Annotated in this window: 19 protein-coding genes and 2 tRNA genes; 12 read left to right on the top strand and 9 right to left on the bottom strand. The window is 63.1% G+C overall.

Annotation, left to right across the window (positions count from 1 at the left end; genetic code table 11):
* Positions 1-487: 487 nt before the first annotated feature.
* From PGB28_RS09035 to PGB28_RS09045, 3 genes are read left to right on the top strand one after another with little or no spacing between them, the layout of a single operon-like run.
* Complete coding sequence (locus PGB28_RS09035) at positions 488-1195, top strand: ABC transporter ATP-binding protein (RefSeq protein WP_271421189.1); 708 nt, start codon at positions 488-490, stop codon at positions 1193-1195.
* On the top strand, positions 1192-3555 hold the full coding sequence (locus PGB28_RS09040) for an ABC transporter permease (protein WP_271421190.1): 2364 nt from the start codon (positions 1192-1194) through the stop codon (positions 3553-3555). Before PGB28_RS09035 ends, PGB28_RS09040 begins: the two co-directional genes overlap by 4 nt.
* Before the next feature lie 5 nt (positions 3556-3560).
* On the top strand, positions 3561-4796 hold the full coding sequence (locus PGB28_RS09045; protein WP_271421191.1) for an efflux RND transporter periplasmic adaptor subunit: 1236 nt from the start codon (positions 3561-3563) through the stop codon (positions 4794-4796).
* A 57-nt stretch (positions 4797-4853) separates the two neighbouring features.
* Here PGB28_RS09045 and PGB28_RS09050 read toward each other — a convergent pair whose 3' ends face one another.
* Positions 4854-5063 (bottom strand): hypothetical protein, encoded by a 210-nt coding sequence (locus PGB28_RS09050; protein WP_271421192.1) that lies wholly within the window; start codon positions 5061-5063, stop codon positions 4854-4856.
* A gap of 165 nt (positions 5064-5228) precedes the next feature.
* On the opposite strand from PGB28_RS09050, the gene PGB28_RS09055 reads away from it, so the two are divergent.
* Positions 5229-6119 (top strand): methylenetetrahydrofolate reductase, encoded by an 891-nt coding sequence (locus PGB28_RS09055; RefSeq protein ID WP_271421193.1) that lies wholly within the window; start codon positions 5229-5231, stop codon positions 6117-6119.
* 96 nt (positions 6120-6215) lie between these two features.
* Here PGB28_RS09055 and PGB28_RS09060 read toward each other — a convergent pair whose 3' ends face one another.
* On the bottom strand, positions 6216-6380 hold the full coding sequence (locus PGB28_RS09060) for a hypothetical protein (RefSeq protein ID WP_271421194.1): 165 nt from the start codon (positions 6378-6380) through the stop codon (positions 6216-6218).
* A gap of 40 nt (positions 6381-6420) precedes the next feature.
* Positions 6421-7179, bottom strand: coding sequence for a polysaccharide deacetylase family protein (locus PGB28_RS09065; RefSeq protein ID WP_271421195.1), 759 nt, complete (start codon positions 7177-7179; stop codon positions 6421-6423).
* A gap of 263 nt (positions 7180-7442) precedes the next feature.
* Between PGB28_RS09065 and PGB28_RS09070 the strand changes: the two genes are divergently transcribed.
* From PGB28_RS09070 to PGB28_RS09080, 3 genes are all read left to right on the top strand, one after another.
* Positions 7443-7519 (top strand) — tRNA-Asp (locus PGB28_RS09070).
* Positions 7520-7900: 381 nt separating this feature from the next.
* Positions 7901-7977 (top strand) — tRNA-Asp (locus tag PGB28_RS09075).
* 27 nt (positions 7978-8004) lie between these two features.
* Positions 8005-8232: an RND transporter gene (locus PGB28_RS09080; RefSeq protein ID WP_271421196.1), complete on the top strand. Its 228-nt coding sequence runs from the start codon at positions 8005-8007 to the stop codon at positions 8230-8232.
* On the opposite strand, the gene PGB28_RS09085 is transcribed toward PGB28_RS09080, so the two are convergent.
* A complete protein-coding gene (locus PGB28_RS09085) occupies positions 8229-8990 on the bottom strand; it encodes a hypothetical protein (RefSeq protein ID WP_271421197.1) in 762 nt (253 codons plus the stop codon). The two genes, PGB28_RS09080 and PGB28_RS09085, sit on opposite strands and share 4 nt — an antisense overlap.
* A 101-nt stretch (positions 8991-9091) precedes the next feature.
* On the opposite strand from PGB28_RS09085, the gene PGB28_RS09090 reads away from it, so the two are divergent.
* Positions 9092-9964, top strand: a complete 873-nt coding sequence (locus PGB28_RS09090; protein WP_271421198.1) for a glycosyltransferase family 2 protein — start codon at positions 9092-9094, stop codon at positions 9962-9964.
* A 420-nt stretch (positions 9965-10384) separates the two neighbouring features.
* Here the strand turns inward: PGB28_RS09090 and PGB28_RS09095 are convergent, their stop codons facing one another.
* Both PGB28_RS09095 and PGB28_RS09100 read right to left on the bottom strand, forming a co-directional pair.
* Positions 10385-11215: an alpha/beta fold hydrolase gene (locus PGB28_RS09095; RefSeq protein ID WP_271421199.1), complete on the bottom strand. Its 831-nt coding sequence runs from the start codon at positions 11213-11215 to the stop codon at positions 10385-10387.
* Positions 11212-12582 carry a M20/M25/M40 family metallo-hydrolase gene (locus PGB28_RS09100; protein ID WP_271421450.1) on the bottom strand — a complete coding sequence of 457 codons (1371 nt, stop codon included), beginning with the start codon at positions 12580-12582 and terminating at the stop codon, positions 11212-11214. Before PGB28_RS09100 ends, PGB28_RS09095 begins: the two co-directional genes overlap by 4 nt.
* A gap of 226 nt (positions 12583-12808) precedes the next feature.
* Between PGB28_RS09100 and hemA the strand changes: the two genes are divergently transcribed.
* From hemA to ispG, 3 genes are all read left to right on the top strand, one after another.
* Positions 12809-14038: a 5-aminolevulinate synthase gene (gene hemA / locus PGB28_RS09105; RefSeq protein WP_271421200.1), complete on the top strand. Its 1230-nt coding sequence runs from the start codon at positions 12809-12811 to the stop codon at positions 14036-14038.
* Positions 14039-14166: 128 nt separating this feature from the next.
* On the top strand, positions 14167-15456 hold the full coding sequence (locus tag PGB28_RS09110) for a helix-turn-helix domain-containing protein (RefSeq protein WP_271421201.1): 1290 nt from the start codon (positions 14167-14169) through the stop codon (positions 15454-15456).
* Positions 15457-15541: 85 nt separating this feature from the next.
* Complete coding sequence (gene ispG / locus PGB28_RS09115; protein WP_271421202.1) at positions 15542-16672, top strand: flavodoxin-dependent (E)-4-hydroxy-3-methylbut-2-enyl-diphosphate synthase; 1131 nt, start codon at positions 15542-15544, stop codon at positions 16670-16672.
* A 446-nt stretch (positions 16673-17118) separates the two neighbouring features.
* Here ispG and PGB28_RS09120 read toward each other — a convergent pair whose 3' ends face one another.
* Genes PGB28_RS09120 through PGB28_RS09130 form a run of 3 tightly spaced genes read right to left on the bottom strand, consistent with a single transcriptional unit; the run spans position 17119 to position 19725 of the window.
* Positions 17119-17619: a hypothetical protein gene (locus tag PGB28_RS09120; protein ID WP_271421203.1), complete on the bottom strand. Its 501-nt coding sequence runs from the start codon at positions 17617-17619 to the stop codon at positions 17119-17121.
* Between the two features lie 5 nt (positions 17620-17624).
* On the bottom strand, positions 17625-18380 hold the full coding sequence (locus tag PGB28_RS09125; protein WP_271421204.1) for a DsbA family protein: 756 nt from the start codon (positions 18378-18380) through the stop codon (positions 17625-17627).
* A 28-nt stretch (positions 18381-18408) separates the two neighbouring features.
* Entirely contained in the window at positions 18409-19725 is a 1317-nt protein-coding gene (locus PGB28_RS09130; RefSeq protein WP_271421205.1) for a M48 family metalloprotease, read from the bottom strand.
* Positions 19726-19782: 57 nt separating this feature from the next.
* On the opposite strand from PGB28_RS09130, the gene PGB28_RS09135 reads away from it, so the two are divergent.
* A complete protein-coding gene (locus PGB28_RS09135) occupies positions 19783-20928 on the top strand; it encodes a pyridoxal phosphate-dependent aminotransferase (protein WP_271421206.1) in 1146 nt (381 codons plus the stop codon).
* Positions 20929-20940 lie beyond the last annotated feature (12 nt).

Here is a 20940-nt window from a genome sequence, read left to right on the forward strand (position 1 = left end):
CGCCTTGAACTCCGGCGAATGGTTCTTCCGTTTCGACATCTCTAATCTCCTTATCGTCGAAGACCAGCAGACAACAAATCGTAGCTTACGTCAGTGTCCGAATTTCAGGGGGTAGCTCACTATTCCAGGCCGCTCTCGTCGCCAGCCACCACAACCCGGTTCTCAAAACCTTCGCGGATCGCCTGCGCGCTGCTGGAAAACCCCATAAAGTGGTCATAACCGCCGTCGCCAGAAAGCTTGTCACAATCGCGAATGCGCTTTGCAGATCACGTCAAAAGTGGACCCGTCTGACCGCCTGAGAAATACAGTTGCTAAGGGGCTGGGTCACCTTCGCTACAACTATGCTCGCAAAAATAGCTGCGGTTTGGTGGGAAGGCAGTTCATGCCACTGGCTCAGTTGGTGCGACACGGCACTGGCCAAGAAGGCGGAAACCACGCATGCTAAGGCGTCTTGAAATGGTCGGAAACAGAGCGAAACGGACGCCGCATGTCTGAACCGGCATATCGCACGCGCGGGCTGACGAAAGTCTACGGCGAAGGCCGTTCCGCAGTGCATGCGCTGCGCGGGGTCGATCTCGATATCCCGCAGGGTGAAATCGTCGTATTGCTGGGGCCTTCGGGGTCGGGAAAGTCCACGCTTCTGAATATCATTGGTGGGCTGGACCACGCGACCGACGGCACCGCGCAGTTTCGGGACAGGTGCCTGACCGACATGACTGATGCGCAGCTCACCCGGTATCGGCGCGACCATGTCGGCTTTGTTTTCCAGTTCTACAACCTGATGCCCAGTCTGACGGCGCGGGAGAACGTAGAACTTGTGACCGAAATTGCCGCAGATCCGATGGATCCGGACGAAGCGCTGGATCTTGTCGGGCTGCGCGCGCGCAGCGACCATTTCCCGGCCCAATTGTCAGGCGGCGAACAGCAACGCGTCGCGATCGCGCGCGCCATCGCCAAGCAGCCGGACGTGCTGTTCTGCGACGAACCCACCGGTGCGCTGGACAGCGCGACAGGGCGCGCGGTGCTCAAGGTGCTCAGCGACGTCAATGCGCGGCTGGGCTCGACGGTGCTCATGGTCACCCATGCCGCGAGCACCGCGGCTATGGCCCACCGGGTCATCCATTTTGCCGATGGCAAGATCCGCGAAATCATCCGGAACGAGACCCGCGTGCCCGCCGAGGAGATCGAGTGGTGAACCCGCTGGACCGCAAACTCCTGCGTGACCTCTGGCGGCTCAAGGGGCAGGCCATCGCCATCGCCGCGGTGATTGCGGTGGGGGTGCTGATGCTGGTTATGATGACCGGCCTTGCCGCCTCGCTTTCCGAAACGCGGGATGCCTATTACGAACGGTATCGGCTGGCCGATGTCTTCGCGCCGGTCGCCCGTGCGCCGGAACGGATTGGCGACCGGCTTGGCAATATCGGGGGTGTCGCCACGGTGCAGACCCGTGTGGTGGGCCGTGCATTGATTACCATCCCGGGGCGGACATTGCCGGTGCAGGCCCGGGCCTTGTCCTTGCCGGATCGCGGTGCACCACGGCTGAATGATGTCTACCTGACGGATGGGCGCATGCCTGCGCCGGGACATCCGGACGAAATCCTGCTGCTCAGGAGTTTCGCACGCGCTCATGATCTGACACCGGGCGACACAATTCGCACCACGATGAACGGGGCCCGCCGCAGCTTTGATATCGTGGGGCTCGCCCAGAGCCCTGAATTTCTCTACACGACCGCGCCGGGCGAAATCGTGCCGGATGATGCGCGTTTCGGCGTGATCTGGATGAGCCGTTCCAGCCTGGCCGCCGCCTATGACATGGCAGGAGCCTTCAACGAAGCCTTGCTCGGCCTAACCCGGGACGCGCTTGAAGCCGAGGTGCTTGCCACGGTTGACCGCTTGTTGGAGCCCTATGGCGGAGCGGCGGCCTATGCCCGCGCTGAGCAGTTTTCCAATCGCTTCGTGACGGAGGAAATCAACGGTATCGGGGTGACCGCGCTTTTCATTCCTCCGGTCTTTCTCGCGGTGGCGGCGTTCCTGCTTTACATCGTGATCAGCCGCCTGGTTCAGGCTGAACGTGAGGAGATCGGTTTGTTGAAGGCGTTCGGATATACCAATTCGCAGGTCGGGACGCACTATTTCAAGCTGATCCTCGTGATCGCAGTCGGCGGTGCCCTTGCCGGGTGTTTCGGCGGGATCGCGGCGGGCCGCGCCATGACGGAACTCTACACGATCTATTACAAGTTTCCCTTTCTGGTGTTCCGCCTGGAGCCCCTCTCCTTTGTCGTGGGAGTCAGCGTCAGTATCCTTTCAGCGTCAACCGGGGGACTGTTCGTGATGCGGCGCATCTTTGCGCTGGCCCCGGCCGAGGCCATGCGCCCCGCCGCGCCGCCGAATTACAGCCGGTCCGGGCGCATCGGTCAGGGTCTTGCCCATTGGCTTGACCAGCCCAGCCGCATGGTGCTGCGCCGGATCACGCGCCAGCCGATCCGGATGGCGGGGGCCGTCGTCGGCATTGCCTGTGGGATGGCGCTGTCCTCGGCGATGACCACGCTTTATGCCGGGTTTGACCGCACCATCGATCTTACCTTTTCCGTCATCGACCGGAGCGATGTGGCCGTTACCTTTACGCATCCGGTGAGTGAAAAGACGCTTTTTGAACTCGCACGGCTGGACGGTGTGCAAAGGGTGGAACCCGTCCGCCACGTGGCCGCCGTTCTCCGTCACGGGCTGCGCACGCATCGCGGATCGGTCACCGGCCTGCCCCCCGATCCTGAACTAAACCGGGCACTGGATGCCGACGCTGTCCCGATCAGGCTGCCGCCTGATGGCGTGATCCTGTCGGATGTGCTGGCGCGTAAGCTCGCGATCTCCCCCGGTCAGGTTCTCACCGTGGATGTGCGCGAAGGGCGACGTCCGACCTTGCATATACCCGTTGCGGGCACTGCGGAGTCTCTTCTGGGCGCGCCGGCCTATATGAATATCGCAGCCTTGAACCGGGCGATGCGGGAACCCCGGCGTGTCTCGGGTGTCAACCTGATCATTGATGAAGCACAGAACGCGTCGGTCCACGGCGCGCTGCAGAACATGCCCGCCGTTGCCGGGGTCAGCCTGAAATCCGAGGCGCGGGCCGCGTTTGAAACACTGATGAACGAAGGGGCGGGAGCGACACGCTATGTCATGGGGGCTATTGCTTTCGTGATTACCTTTGGCATCGTCTATAACGCCGCGCGCGTGGCGCTGGCCGAACGCGCCCGGGATCTCGCCTCGCTTCGCGTTATCGGTTTCACCCGCGGCGAGACGGCCTTTGTCCTGCTGGGGGAATTGGCTGTTGTGACGTTGGTCGCGCTGCCGCTGGGGGCCGCTTTGGGATATGTGCTGTCTTTTGCAATCGCCGCTGGCTTTTCAACGGACCTTTACCAGATCCCCATCCTTTTCGATCCTGCCAGCTATGGTCTTGCGGCGCTGGTCGTGCTGGGAGCGGCGCTTGTCTCTGGACTGGTGGTCAAGCGTGACCTCGATCGTACCGATCTGGTTGCGACCCTGAAAACACGGGAGTGAACGGCATGCCGAAACACAAGAAGATATCGCGTGCATTTCTGACTCTTGCGGCACTGACGCTGGTTGCCGCGGGGCTTGCCGCCGCCTTCTGGCCCCGTCCGGTTTTGGTTGATCTGGGCGAGGTCACCCAGGGACCAATGGTCGTGACCATAGACGAAGAAGGCCGCACCCGCGTGCGAGAACCCTTTATCGTCTCCACGCCTGTCGCCGGTCGCTTGCAGAGAGTGCAGGTCCACCCCGGCGATCCGGTCATCAAGGATGAAACGGTAGTGGCACATATGCTCCCCACCAATCCCGCGGCGCTGGACCTACGCACCCGGGAACAGGCGCAGGCCATGGTTCAGGCCGCCGAGGCCGCCCTGCGCGTGGCCAAGGCGGATCACAATTCAGCCCTTGCCAGCCTGGACCTCGCCCGCACCGAATTGCAGAGGACCGAGACGCTGGCCGAACGCGAGATTGCCAGTGCCGCGGCGCTGGAGCGCAAAAGACAAAGCTTTCGCATTGCCGAAGCACAGGCCCAGACCACCGAAGCCGCCATCGCCATGCGCGAGGCCGATCTGGCCAATGCCCGCGCCCGGCTCATCGATTTTGACGATCGCGCGCCGCGCGGCGCGGATGGCGTGACAAATGGCGGGGATATTCCGCTGTACGCCCCGGCAAATGGGCGCGTGTTGCGGGTGATGCAGGAAAGCGAAACCACCCTGCCTGCTGGAGCCCCGGTGATGGAGATCGGCAATGTCGAAGACGATCTTGAGGTCGTTGTCGAGCTGATTTCATCCGACGCAGTAAAGATCAGGGTGGGTGACCGGGTGATCATCGACAACTGGGGCGGACCGGTCACGCTGGACGGGGAGGTGCGCCGCATCGATCCGCTGGCCATCAGCAAGTATTCTGCCCTCGGGGTAGAGGAACAGCGCGTTCCAATAACAGTTGCCCTGACCGGTCCGTCGGAGACACACCGCGCGCTTGGTCACGGTTACCGGATCGAGGCACGCATCATCGTCTGGCAATCCGACAACGCAATACGTGTTCCCTCAAGCGCGCTGTTCCGGGAGCGCGGGTCTTGGGCGGCGTTTACAGCCCATGACGGTCTGGCGCATCTGACACCAGTGGAGATCGGTCACAATAACGGGCGCGTTGCTGAGGTGTTGAATGGTCTGGAGTCCGGAGATCAGGTCATCCTCTATCCGTCCGCTGCGGTTCGGGACCGGATAGCCATTGCCGAGCGGGTAGCAGAATGAAGCGGGCGGAATTCGGCGGACGCCGTCCAGCGTGAAAAGCCACGTGCCCGTTCAGAGTCATTGAGATTGGGCCATGTTGACAAAACGGATCCACATCTGACTTTCGTCATGTTTCATACGTGGACACCGCCTTTGCAGGCGGCGCATCACGTCCAGCGTCCTCGTCCCGCCCGGCTTCGCGCTGACTTCCTGGGCCGTCAGGTTCGCGATGGGCTGAAGCGTCCAGCAGGCAAGGTGGCGCTGCGCGTCATTGTCGGACGTGGCCAAGGTCAAGCGAGTCTGCTCTTTAACCGTGTTCTGAATGCCGGATGCATCCCGAAGCCTTGCTCCGAGGTTGGTCAGCGATGCGCCGTTTGATTAGGGTGCCTGTAGCCTGCCAACACTGTTCCGGTCCTTCGCCGCGACTGGAAGAAATCCAAAGGGAGCCGCTGCATGGACGCACCATTCCAGACCGACCAACCCCAGGACGCTCTACTGCGCACTCTCTACGAGGCACAGGAGCGCCTGCCGCTGAGCTTCGAGGTGTTTCCGCCGAAGAACGCGACCGGACGCGCTGCGCTCGAACAGACGGTCGATCATCTTGCCCCCCTGGCGCAGCACGGCTTCTCTGTTACGATGGCGCGGGGCGGCGCGACGCGGGACGGCACGGTCGAGACCGTGACCGACATCGCCGCACGCACGGGACGCCCGGTCATGGCGCATCTGGTCTCCCTGGGCCTCACGCGAGATGAGGCGCTGCAGACGGCTGACCAGCTCTGGCGGCGCGGCATCCGTCACATTCTTGCGCTGCGCGGTGACCGCCCAGACGGCGCCTTTCCGCCGGGTTTTGCCTATGCCTCAGAGCTTGTCGCGGCTCTGCGCGCGCAGCACGACTTTGAGATTGCGGTGGCCGCGCATCCCGAAACACACCCGGAAGCGGACAGTCCGGAACAAGACATCGATCATCTAAAACGCAAGCTGGATGCCGGGGCTGAAACGGTCTATTGCCAGTTCGCCCTGGACCCGGCGGCTTATGGCCGGTTCGTTGAGGCGTGTGCGAAGCGCGGGATCAACGTGCCTATCATCCCGGGTCTGATGCCGTTGGAAGGGTGGTCCCGTGTCAGACGTTTCGCCCTGATGAACGGGGCGGTGGTGCCTGACTGGCTTGATCACATGTTCGCACGAGCCGCGGCCAACCCGGAGATTGAGCCTTATCTTGCGGCTGCCATCACCGTGGAACATGCGCGGCACCTTGTGGCCTATGGTGCCCCGGCGATCCATGTTTACACGATGAACCGCTGGCCGCTGCCGATGGCTCTGGCAAGCTTTGTGGGGCAGAGGTGAGACGGATCGTCGAGGGGGTGACCCGATGCCTTCCGCGAAAGGCGCGATGATCCCGGGGGCGCGCCCAGGCGTGAACACCCAGCTGAATGGATATCTTCAAATCTGGCCCTCGATGCCGTCGATGTCGATCTTGGCGCGACCTTCCGGAAAGGAGGCCAGGCGGATCAAAACTCTGTCCCAATAGCCTGCAGGGACACAGCGTCCGGTGTCCCGGTCGCCGCTGATCCCTTCGATTTCTGGAAATTTCTCATCCCACACCATCTTCCGGCGATGAACCGACAGGCACCAGATGGGTGAAATCTCAGGACGTCACGCGCGTGAAGCGCCGTGTTTGCCAGACCGGCCATCCGAGGATCTGGCTCACGGTCACGAAGCGCATGCCGCGTTTCGCCAGGCCGTCCAGCGTGCCGGGCATGGCGTCGATTGTGCCGCGATGGATATCATGGCTCAGGATGATCGCACCCTTGTGGCTGTGTTTGAGAATACGCCGCGCCACGACCGAGGCACCGGGCCGCCGCCAATCCGCCGGGTCGACCGACCACAGCACCGTGGGCAGTTTGCGCCCCTTGTGCAGCCATGTACGCTGGGCCCGTGTGAACGCGCCATAGGGCGGGCGGAAAGTGACCGGCGGGCGGCCTGTGGCGTTCCAGATTGCCATCGTGGTCTTGTCGATCTCGTTGAGCACATGTGTGTTGCCGAGCTTATTGAGAAACGGGTGCGACCAGCTGTGATTGCCGATCTCATGGCCTTCATCGGCGATGCGCTTGGCGATCTCGGGCCAGGTCACGACGCGGTTGCCGATCAGGTAGAAGGTCGCCTTGATATTGCGTTCGCGCAGCATATCGAGCAATCGCGGCGTGTTGCGCGGATGCGGCCCGTCGTCAAAGGTCATCGCCACCACTGGCGAGGGCGTGCGCACCGCGGTGATCGTGGCCGCATCGCGTTCGACAATGTCATTGGGCAGGGCAATCATCGCCCGTGCCTCGGCCGCCGCTGGCAGCAACCCGGCCGCAGCAAATCCGGCCCCGCCAATCAGGGCCTCCCGTCGTGTTACTCGCACATACAATCCCTCCCCAGGGGCGCGGCGGCAGACCGCGCAGCGTTCCAGTCGGTTCTTAGGAGGGTACGCCAAGGCGCTGAAATCAAAGCGTTTTTTGAATTGGCCCTGTTGCCCTATGGGCTTGGCCGCATTGGGCCACAGTATCTTGTGGTTGTGCGGGCGGGTCTGTGGCGAAAAAGCTGCAACTTTTTCACCCAATCGTGCTTGACGCGCCCCGCGCCCCCGCCTAAAAGCGCCCTCACGCTTCATATAGAAGCCAAAGCGCGGTTGTAGCTCAGTTGGTTAGAGTGCCGGCCTGTCACGCCGGAGGTCGCGGGTTCGAGCCCCGTCAACCGCGCCACTTTTCTTCCCGATCTCCACAGTTTGTGAACGCGCGCGCGCTCGGTGTTTTTGCGTGAACGGTCGGCATATACCCGGCGCGGAATCAAGGCGAAGCCGCCGCGCCATCGCCATGCCAAGGGCATGCTTTCGGCATGACCCGCCCCAACGGGGAGGCGAATTGTCGACGTATGCGCGTCGCTCGGACCGCATTCGGATTTGGCTGGCATAAAGTGCCCATCACAGCTGTCGGATCGCCACCCCAAGGGGTGGCGATAGCGCGGCCTACTGCTTCTGGCCAATCGAGTAGCTCGGCGTCAGCCGCAAGGGGCGCGGGGCAATTCGCGTGCGGGGCATTTTTTGCATTGACGCCCGCGCGCGCATCGCCTATCCCGCCCCTCACGCGGTTGTAGCTCAGTTGGTTAGAGTGCCGGCCTGTCACGCCGGAGGTCGCGGGTTCGAGCCCCGTCAACCGCGCCATTCCTTCCCTTAACATCGGTGATCAGAATGGCGTTTCTTGACCGCATCTCATGGACCATTGCATTGCTGCTCGCCCTGACGCTGGGATTGGCCCCCTTCGTGCCGGAACCGCATATCTGGGAAAAGCTCAGCATGCTGGCGGCGGGGAAGCTGCGCGCGCCCATCGACATGCTTGATCTTGCCATGCATGGCGCGCCCTGGCTGCTGCTGCTGGCCAAGGGGCTGCGCGCCGTGAAAGGCCGCTCAGTGGGTTAATCCGCCCCCTCATAGACATAGCCCATCGCCGCCTCCGTCCCCGGATCGAGCCGCGACAGCATATAGGCGCGGTCCTCTGCGCTCATCTCTGCGGGCGTCTCGGGGCGGGTCTCCACCGCTGGTTTGAACTTGGCCCCCAGCCGTTTCGTGACCGGCTTGAACCCGTCCCGCGCGGGCAGGTCCAGCCCTGTGCCCAGATCGTCCAGAAACGCCTCTGGCGCGGCCAGAACGGCCTCCATCCGCACGAAAACCACGCTGGGATGGCGCAGCGCGAAACTGAGCAGCGTGGCCATCTTCACCGCGCGCAGCTCGAACAGATCGGCGAACATCGCCCCCGTCACCGGGTGCCGGTCGGCCTGCAGCGGCTGGCCGCGATATTCCGGGGCGTCGGCCCAGGGGAAGTAACGCGGCCGGTCCACCCGGGTGTCCCATGGTGCGCGGATAAACTCGGAAAACCCCAGCGCCTGCAACGGCGGGCGGGCGTGCCAGGGTTTCGCATGCATCGACAGCGCCCAGCGGTTGGCGGCGCGGAAGCTGCAAATCACCGTCAAATCCGCCGGAATGGCCAGCATGCCCGGCACCCCATGTTTCCAGCCCAGAACCTCGGAATTCTCAAGCGCGCAATTATTGTCCACCAGCCGCTTGACATAGTTGGTGCCCGAGGACCGTTCGCCCATCACCTGAAACCGCCGCGAGGCCGAGCCACTGTGCCGGATCGCCCAGCCGCGCTCGCGCAGGTCTGTCATTATGTCACTCATGCCTGTCCCTGCTCTTTGCCATTTCCCGAGGGCGGTTAACCCGCTATTCTGACCCAAAGAGGTAAAGGGGCGCCAAGCCCCGCGCAAGAGCAGGACATATCATGCAGACAACAGCCGCCGCTTTGACGATGGTGCGCGACGACGCGTTTTTCCTGCGCGCCTGGCTGCGCCATTATGGCGAGGCGCTGGGGCGCGAGAATTGTTACGTGGTCAATCATGGCTGCGGGGAAGAGGTGGCAAAGCTGGCGGATGGCTGCAACGTCATCGGCATCCCCGGCACGCCTCACAAGAATTTCGACATGAAGCGCTGGCGGATGCTGAACAATTTCGTGCAGGGCATCCGCTGTTATTATGACCATGTGATCGTGGGCGATGTGGATGAGCTGGTGGTGGTGGACCCGGCGGCGGGGGTGTCGCTCTTGGAGTTTCTGAAGGCCCAGCCGCTGCGCCGCGTGCTGACGCCGGTGGGGCTGGAAGTGATCCACCGGATTGATCTGGAGCCGGAAGCGATCAGCGACCACATCATCGGCCCACGCCGCCATGTGCGGCTGGCCCCGCATTACTCGAAACCCTGCGTGGTGTCATTGGGGACCAAGATCGCGCGCGGCGGGCATTTCACCCAGGCGGACAAGCTGTTCACGCCGGATGAGCTGCTGCTCTTCCATCTGAAATTCTGCGACTTCCCGTCTTATGTGGAGGTGATGAACCAGCGCAACGCGGTAACCGAGGCGACGGGGGCAGGGGTCAAGGAAGCTTCCATCGGCCGCCACTGGTTCGCCGAGGCGCGAGGCGAGGACCGCGCGGTGTTCGAGGCGTTTGCGGAGCGGGAGATGGTGGACTATGACCTGACCGGCGTGCGCAAGGGGATGCACAGGAGTTTCAAGGCCCGGGGAGAGACGGGGTTTTACGAGTTCGCCCGGGCGGAGAATGATCAGCAGATGGTGCTGCCGGAGCGGTTTGTTGGGGTGGTTTGAGGAGCGTTCGCGCGAGAAACAAATTGCTTTTATAAACAGATAGTTAAGCCTCGGATCGGTGGCCGGATATGATCGTGAAGATTGCCCCAACGCACCGTTCGCTTCCTCGCGGTTAGGGGACAAGCCGCGCATTGCCGACGCGCGCGGGGGCGATCCAGCATTGGTGATGGACGCTTTATGCCTGCCAAATCCGCGGAACCTCTGAACGGCGCGCTGGCGGCAGCCAAATCGCCGCCGCGTCACGCCAAGGGCGTGCCACTTGACCTTGGCGCACCTTTGGTGCGACGGGGCGCGTCATGCCGAAGGCATGCCTCTGGCATGACGATGCGCGGCGACCTTCGGCCTCGATTCCGCGCGGCGGCTTCGCCACTGTTTCGCGCGGGAACTATTTTCAAACAGAAGAAGTAGGGAGGGCTTGCGTCAGAGGGTCGACAGGAATTCGAGCACAGCTTCACCAGTGGCTTTTGGCGCCGTGTCGGGAAAGAAATGGCCGCCGGGGATGGCGCGGGACTGCATGTCAGTGAGTTTGTCCGCCCAGGTGGCGGCCACATCATAGTGCTTGGCCATGGCGCCGTCGGCACCAAAGAGCACCAGTGCCGGACAGGTGACACGGGCGTCCGGTTCAGCGCTGTCATGGGCGAAATCATACAAGAGCGCGGCGCGATAATCGTCGCACATGGCGCGGATCGTCTCGGGACGTCGCCAGCTTTGACGGTAGGCGGCCAGCGCTTCCGGGGCGAAGTCGCTTAGGGAGGCGCCGCCCCAGCCGAGCAGGCAGCTTTCGAAATAATGGTCAGGATCATGACCGATCATCGTTTCGGGGAAGGGCGCAGGCTGGGCCAGAAAGAACCAGTGGTAATAGGCGTGCGCCACCTCCTTCTTGAGATCGGCCAGCAATGTGTGCGTCGGTACAATATCCATGAGAGTGAGGCTGATGATCCGGTCAGGCGCGTCCAGCGTGAGCCTGTGGGCCACCCGTGCGCCGCGGTCATGCCCGACAAGGTGGAAACGATCAAAACCGAGGCGCGACATCAGCGCCGTCATGTCCCCAGCCATGGCGCGGAAGCTGTAATTCTCCGGGCCTTGCGGTTTGAAACTGTCGCCATAGCCGCGCATGTCGGCGGTGATCACGGTGAAGTCCTGCGCCAGCATGGGGGCTATGGGTCTCCACATGGCGCGGGTCTGGGGAAATCCGTGCAAGAGCAGGACGGGCGGGCCATTGCCCGCCACGTCAAAAGCTATGTCGGTCATGTGAGCGCCCCCAAAACCCGCACCCAGCTCCGTATCCCCTTGTGGAAGCTCTCCACATCGTATTTCTCATTCGGCGAATGGATATTGTCGTCATCCTTGGCAAAGCCGATCAGCATGGCGTTCATGTCCAGGATATCCTTGAAATACCCCGCAATCGGGATCGAGCCGCCGCAGCCTGCAAAGGCCGCAGGCACGCCCCATTCTTCGCCCAGAGCCACGCGCGCCGCCTCGAACGACGGGTCGGAGACGTCCATCTGCGAGGCAGGCGACCCTTTCTCGGTGCGGTACTCCACGGTGAAGCCCTCGGGCAATTGCGCCTCAAGATAGGACCGGAAGGATGCGCGGATTTTCTCGGGGTCTTGCTGGCCCACCAGCCGGAAGGACAGCTTGGCCGAAGCTTTGGACGGCAGCACCGTCTTGAACCCGTCGCCGGTATAGCCGCCCCAGATGCCGTTCACGTCGCAGGTGGGGCGCGACCAGATCTGCTCCAGGGGCGTGCGGTCCTGTTCCCCGGCTGGGGTCACGAGCCCCACATCGCCAAGGAAGGCGGCGTGATCAAAGCCAAGCGCCTGCCATTGCGCGCGCATCTCGTCGGAAAGCTCCGGCACATCGTCATAAAACCCGTCCAGCGTGATGCGCCCCGTCTCGTCATGCAGCCCGGCCAAAGCCTTGGTCAGCACGCGGATCGGGTTCATCGCCAGCCCGCCATACATGCCCGAATGCAGGTCGCGGTCGGGGCCGGTGATGGTGAAATCCTCGCCCAACAGCCCGCGCAGCTGGGTCATGATGGCGGGCACACGGCTCTCAAACAGTCCGGTGTCACAGATCAGCGCGATATCGGCGCGCAGCTCCTCGGCGTTTTCCTCCATGAACGGCACCAGCGAGGGCGAGCCGCTTTCCTCCTCGCCCTCGAAGAAGAACGTGATGCGGCAGGGCAGGGTGCCATGCACCGCTTTCCAGGCGCGGCAGGCCTCGACAAAGGTCATCAACTGGCCCTTGTCATCGGACGATCCGCGCCCCCGGATCACCCGACCGTTGGGCGTCTCCTCGATCTGCGGATCAAAGGGATCGCGGTCCCACAACTCCAGCGGATCGACCGGCTGCACATCATAGTGACCGTAGAACAGCAGATGCGGGCCGTCGCCCTCCACATGCCCGACGACCATCGGATGCCCCGGCGTTTCCCGCTTCTCCGCCCGCACCCCCAGCGATTGAAGATCGGCCACCAGCCAGTCGGCGGCGGTCTGGCAATGCGCGGCAAAGGCGGGATCGGTAGAAATGGACGGAATACGTAACAATTCCAGGAGGCGGTCGGTTGCCGCATTGATATCTGTATCGATTCGGGCCAGTACGTCGTTCAGTTGCATGGAGTTTCCTTTCTGCTCCGGACCGTGTCGCATGGAAAACCGACTGTCCAGTGAGCTTTGACACAGATCAAAGCTGCGGCCAAAGGTCATGTTTAGAGAGGTTGCCACGCGGGCCATCTCGCGATAGGTATTCATGAACATGAATTTGATCGCGGGGGAGGTCTGCCGGTCAGGTTCACGAGGACGCAGGGCCACACCAGCCCCACGCTGAAAATAGGAGGTGCCGGTGGACTACACCGCGAAACTCGACGCTGCCCTGAACCGCCTGCACGAAGAAGGCCGTTACCGCACGTTCATCGACATCGAACGCAAAAAGGGCCAGTACCCCCACGCGACATGGCGCAAGCCCGATGGCCGCGAGGAGCCGATCACCGTCTGGTGTGGCAACGACTATCTCGGCATGGGCCAGCATCCGGTTGTTCTCAAGGCGATGCATGAGGCGATTGACGCCACCGGCGCAGGATCGGGCGGGACGCGGAATATTTCCGGCACGACGGTCTATCACAAACGGCTTGAGGCAGAGCTTGCCGATCTGCATGGCAAGGAAGCGGCGCTGCTCTTTACCTCGGCCTATATCGCCAATGATGCGACGCTGAGCACCCTGCCGAAACTGTTCCCCGGTCTGATCATCTACTCGGATGAGTTGAACCATGCCTCGATGATCGAAGGCGTGCGCCGCAATGGCGGGGCCAAGCGGATTTTCCGTCACAATGACGTGGCGCATCTGCGCGAGCTGCTGGAGGCCGACGATCCGGCGGCCCCCAAGCTGATCGCCTTTGAATCGGTTTACTCGATGGATGGCGATTTCGGCCCGATCGAGGCGATCTGCGATCTGGCGGATGAATTCAATGCGCTGACCTATATCGACGAAGTGCACGCCGTGGGCATGTATGGCCCGCGTGGCGCGGGGATCTGCGAACGCGACCGGCTGATGCACCGTCTGGACATCATCAACGGCACGCTGGCCAAGGCTTACGGCGTGATGGGCGGCTATATCGCGGCATCGGCGAAAATGTGTGACGCGGTGCGCTCTTACGCGCCGGGCTTCATCTTTTCGACCTCGCTGGCACCCGCGCTTGCGGCCGGTGCGACCGCATCGGTTGCGTTCCTCAAGACTTCTGAGGGCGCGAAGCTGCGCGAACAGCACCAGACCCAGGCCAGCATTCTCAAGCTGCGGCTCAAGGGGATGGGCCTGCCGATCATCGATCACGGATCGCATATCGTGCCGGTGATCGTGGGCGATCCGGTGCACACCAAGAAACTGTCGGACATGCTGCTGGAAAACTACGGCATCTATGTCCAGCCGATCAATTTCCCGACCGTGCCGCGCGGCACCGAACGGCTGCGGTTTACCCCGTCGCCGGTGCATGGACCGCGCGAAATGGATAAACTGGTCGGCGCGATGGACGATTTGTGGTCGCATTGTGCGCTGAATCGTGCCGAACTCTCGGCCTGAGCGCTTTTACCCTGCAATCGATCTTGCCCTGTGTTAAACTTGTCGCAACAAGTGGGGCGACTCGAATCGCCCTGCATCCCCAAGAGGTTGGGCACTCATAGGGTGGCGTAAGGACAGGGCAGAGCGGAATGATTGGGCGCAGATCAAAGCGCAGCGAGACTGCACAAGCGCAGGAAGACGTCGGGCCAAAGGGCTTTGACGACTATGCGCTGCGGCTTGGCGACGTCATGCGTGGCGAACGCGCAACCATGGGCAAGTCCCTTCTGGACGTTCAGCGCGAACTGCGCATCAAGGCCTCCTATATCTCGGCCATTGAGAACTGTGATCCCGAAGCCTTTGATACGCCTGGCTTTATCGCCGGGTACGTGCGCTCCTACGCGCGCTATCTCAACATGGACCCGGATGCCACGTTCAAGCAATTCTGCGCGGAAAGCGGATTTGCAACGGCGCATGGCATGTCGGCCGAGGCCTCGTCCAATGACCGCAAGCCCAAGGGCGTTGCCGCGCCTGTGTCGGGTACACGCGACGCCTTTGCCGACCCCAGGATGCCCTTTGCTCCGACAGGTGAAAGCGTCTTTTCGCGGGTCGAACCGGGCGCCATTGGTTCGCTTCTGGTACTGATCACGCTGATTGCGGGGATCGGCTATGGCGGCTGGTCCGTGCTGCAGGAAATCCAGCGGGTGCAGCTTGCCCCGGTGGACCAGACCCCCATTGCGCTGTCCGATCTTGATCCGCTGGCCGGTGCCGGAACGGCGCAGACATCCGTGGCCGACGCCGCGTCCATCGCCGCCGACCCCGATGAAGTGCAGGCCGCTGGCGTCTTTACCCCGCCCGCAGGTGAACCGCTGGACCGTCTTTACCGCCCCGAGGCGCTAGATGTGCCGGTGCTGATCGCGCGCGATGCGCCGATCTCGACGCTGGACCCGTCCCGCGTGGGCACTTTCGCCGAAGCCGCACGCGAGAAAGCCCCCGATTTCGCCACCGCAAGCGCAGAAGCTTCGGGTGATGTGCCGCTTCAGGAAGCCATCGAAACCCTTCTGCCGCAGGTCCTGGCCCCGGCCAAACCCGGTGTGCAGGTGGTGGCGGTCCGTCCGGCATGGGTGCGTGTGCGCTCCAGCGATGGCAGCGTGCTGTTTGAGGGCGTTATGGATGCGGGCGCAACCTATGACGTGCCGCAGACCGAAGGCACACCAACCCTGCGCGTTGGCGCGTCTGGCGCGATCTATTTCGCGGTAAACGGGCATACCTATGGACCGGCAGGACCGCGCGGTGCGGTCACGTCCAATATCCCGCTGACCTCGGATCAGTTGCTGGCCAAATACGAACCGGCTGAGCCCTCGAATGACGCCGATCTTGAACGTATGGTCGCGCAGTTGAACCTGCGCACCGGTCCCGCCCCGCAAGCGGCGGGCGAATAATCGGATCGTGATCCGCGCGGGTGGTTTTCCCGCGTGCCCCAAGCCGCTATATCCTCAGACAAAGAGCTGAACCCAAGGGGATCACATGAGCCTCAATCCCGTCCGTCCGTGGCGCAATATCTATCGCCGCAAAAGCCGCCAGATCATGGTGGGCAACGTCCCCGTCGGGGGCGATGCGCCGATCACGGTGCAGACCATGACCAATACGGTTACCACCGACATCCCCGGCACCATCGCACAGGTACAGGCAGCCGCCGAGGCGGGGGCCGATATCGTTCGCATCTCGGTCCCTGATGAGGACAGCTCCCGCGCGCTGAAAGAGATCGTGCGCGAAAGCCCGGTGCCGATCGTGGCCGATATCCATTTCCATTACCGCCGGGGGATCGAGGCCGCAGACGCGGGCGCCGCCTGCCTGCGCATCAATCCGGGCAATATCGGGTCGCAGGACCGGGTGAAGGAAGTGATCAAGGCCGCGCGCGATCACAACTGTTCCATCCGCATCGGGGTAAATGCCGGCAGCCTCGAAAAACACCTGTTGGAAAAATACGGCGAGCCGACCCCCGACGCTATGGTCGAAAGCGGGCTGGATCATATCAAGGTGTTGCAGGACAACGATTTTCACGAGTTCAAGATAAGCTGCAAAGCCTCCGATGTCTTTATGGCCGCCGCGGCCTATCAGCAACTGGCCGAGCAGACCGACGCGCCCATTCACCTTGGCATCACCGAGGCCGGGGGGCTGATGTCCGGCACGATCAAATCCGCCATTGGGCTGGGAAATCTCCTGTGGATGGGCATCGGTGACACGATCCGTGTCTCGCTCTCTGCCGATCCGGTGGAAGAGGTCAAGGTGGGTTACGAGATCCTGAAATCGCTGGGCCTGCGCCATCGCGGCGTGAATATCATCTCCTGCCCCTCCTGCGCGCGGCAGGGCTTTGACGTGATCAAGACGGTCGAGACGCTGGAGAAGCGGCTGGAGCATATCAAGACGCCCATGAGCCTGTCGATCATCGGCTGCGTGGTAAATGGCCCGGGCGAGGCGCTGATGACCGATGTGGGCTTTACCGGCGGCGGGGCGGGCAGCGGCATGGTCTATCTCGCGGGCAAGGCCAGCCACAAGATGTCCAATGACCAGATGGTCGAGCACATCGTCGAAGAGGTGGAAAAAAAGGCCGCCGAGATCGAAGCGGCTGAAGCGGCGCAGGCGGCCGCCGAATAAAGCCACCCCGCCAGCGGGCGATCAGCCATTTGGGCGATGCCGCCCCCATCGCCTATGACACGGGCGGGTAGGGGCAAAGGGCGCATCGCAGCTGGTTCCGCGGCGTGCATACGAATTTCAATCCGAACGTGGCCAATATGGCCGCTTATACCGCCGTGCCCGAGGACCAGTATGACCCCGACCGCCACGGCTTCCGCGTCTTATCCGTCGAGGAAAAACGCGCCAACCGGCCCGCCTGCTGCGGCTGCTCGACAAAGGTTCGGAGGAGCGTTTGCAGAGCTTTCTGGGCAAGATCGAACAGGATTTCCCCGAGGATGTCCGCCTCGCCCGGGACTGGCTGGCGGAACGCGAAGCCAACCGGTAAGGCCAATCTGATCTTCTTCTGTTTAAAAATACCTTGGGGGTGAGGCCGCAGGCCGAGGGGGCAAAGCCCCCTGAGCCGGAACTTACTGCGCCCGATCCCGCACATAGCGTTCGATCACAACAGGCGGCACATGCCCGCGCACCATCAGGTCCTCAAAGACATAAGAGGGCAGGGCGTCGAGCCCCAGAGCCGCGCCCAGCGTCTCGTCCTCGACCAGATAGACCCGCAGCGGCAGCGTCCGCGCCAGCGCCTCCAGCTCCGTGCGCGCAGCACCGCAATCCGCGCACTCCCCCGTCAGGAGTGCCAGCCGCACCGGCCCGTCGCCAAACCCCGGCAGCGCCGGATCAAACAACCGCGCCGCCAGCGCCGCGATCCGGTCGCGATCCGCCGCCGCCTCCGCCGCGTAGCCCCCGGGCTGCGCCGATGTCAGCGCCTGTTCCACCACCTCGGGATGCGCAAGTAGATAGGCGCGCAGTTCCGCCCGGAAGGCCGCGCGCTCCGCATCGCTCAGTGCCTGCAGATCGCTTTGCGCAAATGCAAACGGCGCCGCAAAAAGCAGCGCCGTCATCGTCAGGACCCGCATCGGGCTCACCCTGCGTCGCGCACCTGATCCACGAATTGGCGCATGCCTTCCAGCGGCACGTAGCCCCGGATCATTTCATCTTCGAGCACAAAGGTCGGCGTGCCGTTGATCTGCAGCCGCTGGGCCAGCGCGCGGGTCTCGGAGATCACCCTGGCCACCGCATCGCTTTCCATCTCGGCCAGCACCGCATCGGCGTCCACGCCCAGTCCCATGGCCAGCTTGCGCAGCGAACCCTCGGTGATCTTGCCATTGTAACGGATCAACGTGTCATTGGCGGCCACATAGGCGTCGTCGCCTGCCACGTTGCGCACCGCGATGGCGAATTTCGAGCTCTCAAGGCTTTCCGGCCCAAGGATCGGGAATTCCTTGGTGATGAAGCGGATATTGCCATCGGTGTTGATCAGCTCGTGGACCTCGTCATGGGCCTTGCGGCAATAGCCGCAGCGGTAATCGACGAATTCGACCATGGTGATATCGCCGTCGGGATTGCCGCCCACATGGGAGAACCCGTCATTGAAGATATCGTCACGATTGGCCTGAACCAGCGCGACATCCATGCCCTCCTGTGCGGCCTGCTGACGCTCTTCGAGCACCTGAACGGCCTCCATGATCACTTCGGGGTTGTCCAGAAGATAGGCCCGCACCTCGGCGCGGAATGCCTCACGTTCGGCGTCGGACATTTCGGTCAGGTCCGTGGCCAGCGCCGGTGTCGCCAAAGCGAGGGTCGAGGCCAGCGTGGCGTATTTCAGAAATTGGGTCATGAGGGTCTCTATCCTTCGATTGAATATCTCAGCGCAGGCGCACGTTCTTGGTGGCAGAAAGCACATCCTGGGCCCGCCGCCAAGGGCCGGAGCCCCGCGGCAGGAGTTTCTCGGCCCGCGTTGCGTGCAGCTTGGCGTCTTTCATCCGCCCCTGTAGCGCATAGCGTTCAGCGGTGACCAGCGAGGCCATGCCGTTTGAGCCGGTCTTGGCGTAGGCCACGGCCAGATCACGCAGGATGCGCGGATCGCGGAAGTCACGGGCCCGCGCGCGTTCAAGGCTTTGCAGCGCAGCGGCAGGGTTGCCCGCCGCCAGCTGCGCCCGGCCCAGCCCGCCAAGGATCAGCGGCTCGTTTGAGGCGCGGCGCGCGGCCTGGGAATAGACCGTCACGGCCTGAGAAAACTGGCGGCTTTCCAACAGGATCTGCCCCTTGAGCTCAAGATAGAGCGCATCAGTGGGGCGGATCGCCAGCGCGCCGTCAATCGCGCGCAGCGCTTTCTTGAGGTCCGAGCGCCGGTGATGGGCAATCGCTTCGCGCATCAGCCGGATATCCTTGCTCACGCTCGATCCCGCCCGGCGCAATGTCCAGTTTGGCGCGCGCAGAAACGCCGACAGCTTGCCCTTGGCCCGGTCCATCCAATAGACAGCAGCAGGGTCTTCGGTCGGGTTCGATTTGGTTCCGGCAACAAAGGCCTTGGCCGCCCGCTCGCGGTCGCGGGTCAGCGGGTGCGAGCGCATATAAGGGTCCTGCCGCCCGGCGGTCAGCACCTCTTGCCCGCGAAAAATCTCATGCACTTCCAGCGCGCCCCGCGTGTCGATCCCGGCGCGCAGCATGGTGCGCAGCGCGCTCTGGTCGGCCGAGGCCTCTTCGGCGCGGGTATGGCTCAGAAAGCGGCGCAGCGCCGAGGATTGCGTGCCAAAGGCGATGCCAGCGCCCACATCCGGGCTGCCCGCCGCCGCCGCGGCCGCGGCCAGCACAAAGCCCAGCCCCGCCGCCGTGCGCGCCGAACGCATGTTGCCCGCCCGCCGGGCCAGATGGCCATTGGCGATATGCGCGGCCTCATGCGCAATGACATATTGCAGGGCGCGGGCCGAGGGCATGCGCATGATCAGCCCGGAATGCAGGAAGATATGCTGATTATCTGCCACGAAGGCGTTCAGCGAGCTGTCATTGATCACCAGAATGCGCACCGAAGAGGGCAGTCCGGCGGCGCTCAGCACCGGTTTGGCCAGCTGCGCAAGCGCGTATTCCACATCTGCGTCGCGGATCAGCCCCTTGGCTGCCGCAGAGACGGTGAAAAGCGCCAGCATCGTTATGGACGCCACGAAATGTCGGACTGTTCGCATTGACCTGCCTGCTCTGATCCCTGACAACCGCAATTCAGCAGAGTGTGGGAGAGTTATATGCGAGACTCAAGCCGTGGCGAGGTTGATCCCTTTATTGTGATGGACGTGATGGAGGCCGCGCGGCAGGCCGAGGCGTCGGGTCGTCACATTATCCAAATGGAGGTGGGTCAGCCCGGAACGCCCGCGCCGCAAGGCGCGCGCGATGCCGTGGCCCGCGTGATGCGCGAGGACCCGATGGGCTATACCGTGGCGCTGGGCCTGCCCGAACTGCGCGCGCGGATTGCGCGGCTTTATGCGGATTGGTACGGGGTTGATCTTGATCCGGGCCGCGTTGTGGTGACGTCCGGCTCTTCCGCGGCCTTTCTTCTGGCCTTTACCGCTTTGTTCGACGCGGGCGACCGCGTGGCGATTGGCGCGCCGGGCTATCCCTCCTATCGTCAGATTCTCAAGGCGCTGTCGCTTGAGCCGGTCGACCTGCCCACATCGCCCGAAAATCGCTTGCAGCCCGTGCCAGCGGACTTTGCCGAGATGGATATTCAGGGCCTTATGGTGGCGTCTCCGGCCAATCCCACCGGCACGATGCTGGATCGTGCTGCCATGACCGCACTGATCGAGGCGGCGGCGGCCAAGGGCGCGGCCTTCATCTCGGACGAGATCTATCACGGCATTGAATACGAGGCGAAGGCGGTCACCGCGCTGGAGATCACCGATGACGCCTATGTCATCAATTCCTTCTCCAAGTATTTCTCCATGACCGGCTGGCGCATCGGCTGGATGGTGGTGCCGGAGGCGCATGTGCGCAAGGTCGAGCGGCTGGCGCAGAACATGTTCATCTGTGCCCCGCATGTGAGCCAGGTGGCGGCGCTGGCCGCGATGGAGTGTGACGTGGAGCTCCAGGCCAATCTGGCGGTTTATGCGGAAAACCGGCGGCTCATGCTGGAAGGGCTGCCGAAGGCGGGCTTTGACCGGATCGCGCCGCCCGATGGGGCGTTTTATGTCTATGCAGATGTCAGCCTTTTGACCGATGACAGCCTCGCTTTTTCGCGCGAAATCCTTGATCAGGCGGGCGTCGCCGTCACCCCGGGGCTGGATTTCGACCCGGCGCGCGGGGCAGGGACGTTGCGCTTCTCCTATGCGCGCTCGACAGAAGATATCCGCGAGGGGCTGGCGCGGCTGGATCGGTTCATGGCGAGCCGGGGGTAGGGTGGGCAATTC

Origin of the sequence: Primorskyibacter aestuariivivens (assembly GCF_028023675.1) — a bacterium.
Lineage (GTDB): Bacteria > Pseudomonadota > Alphaproteobacteria > Rhodobacterales > Rhodobacteraceae > Marinovum > Marinovum aestuariivivens.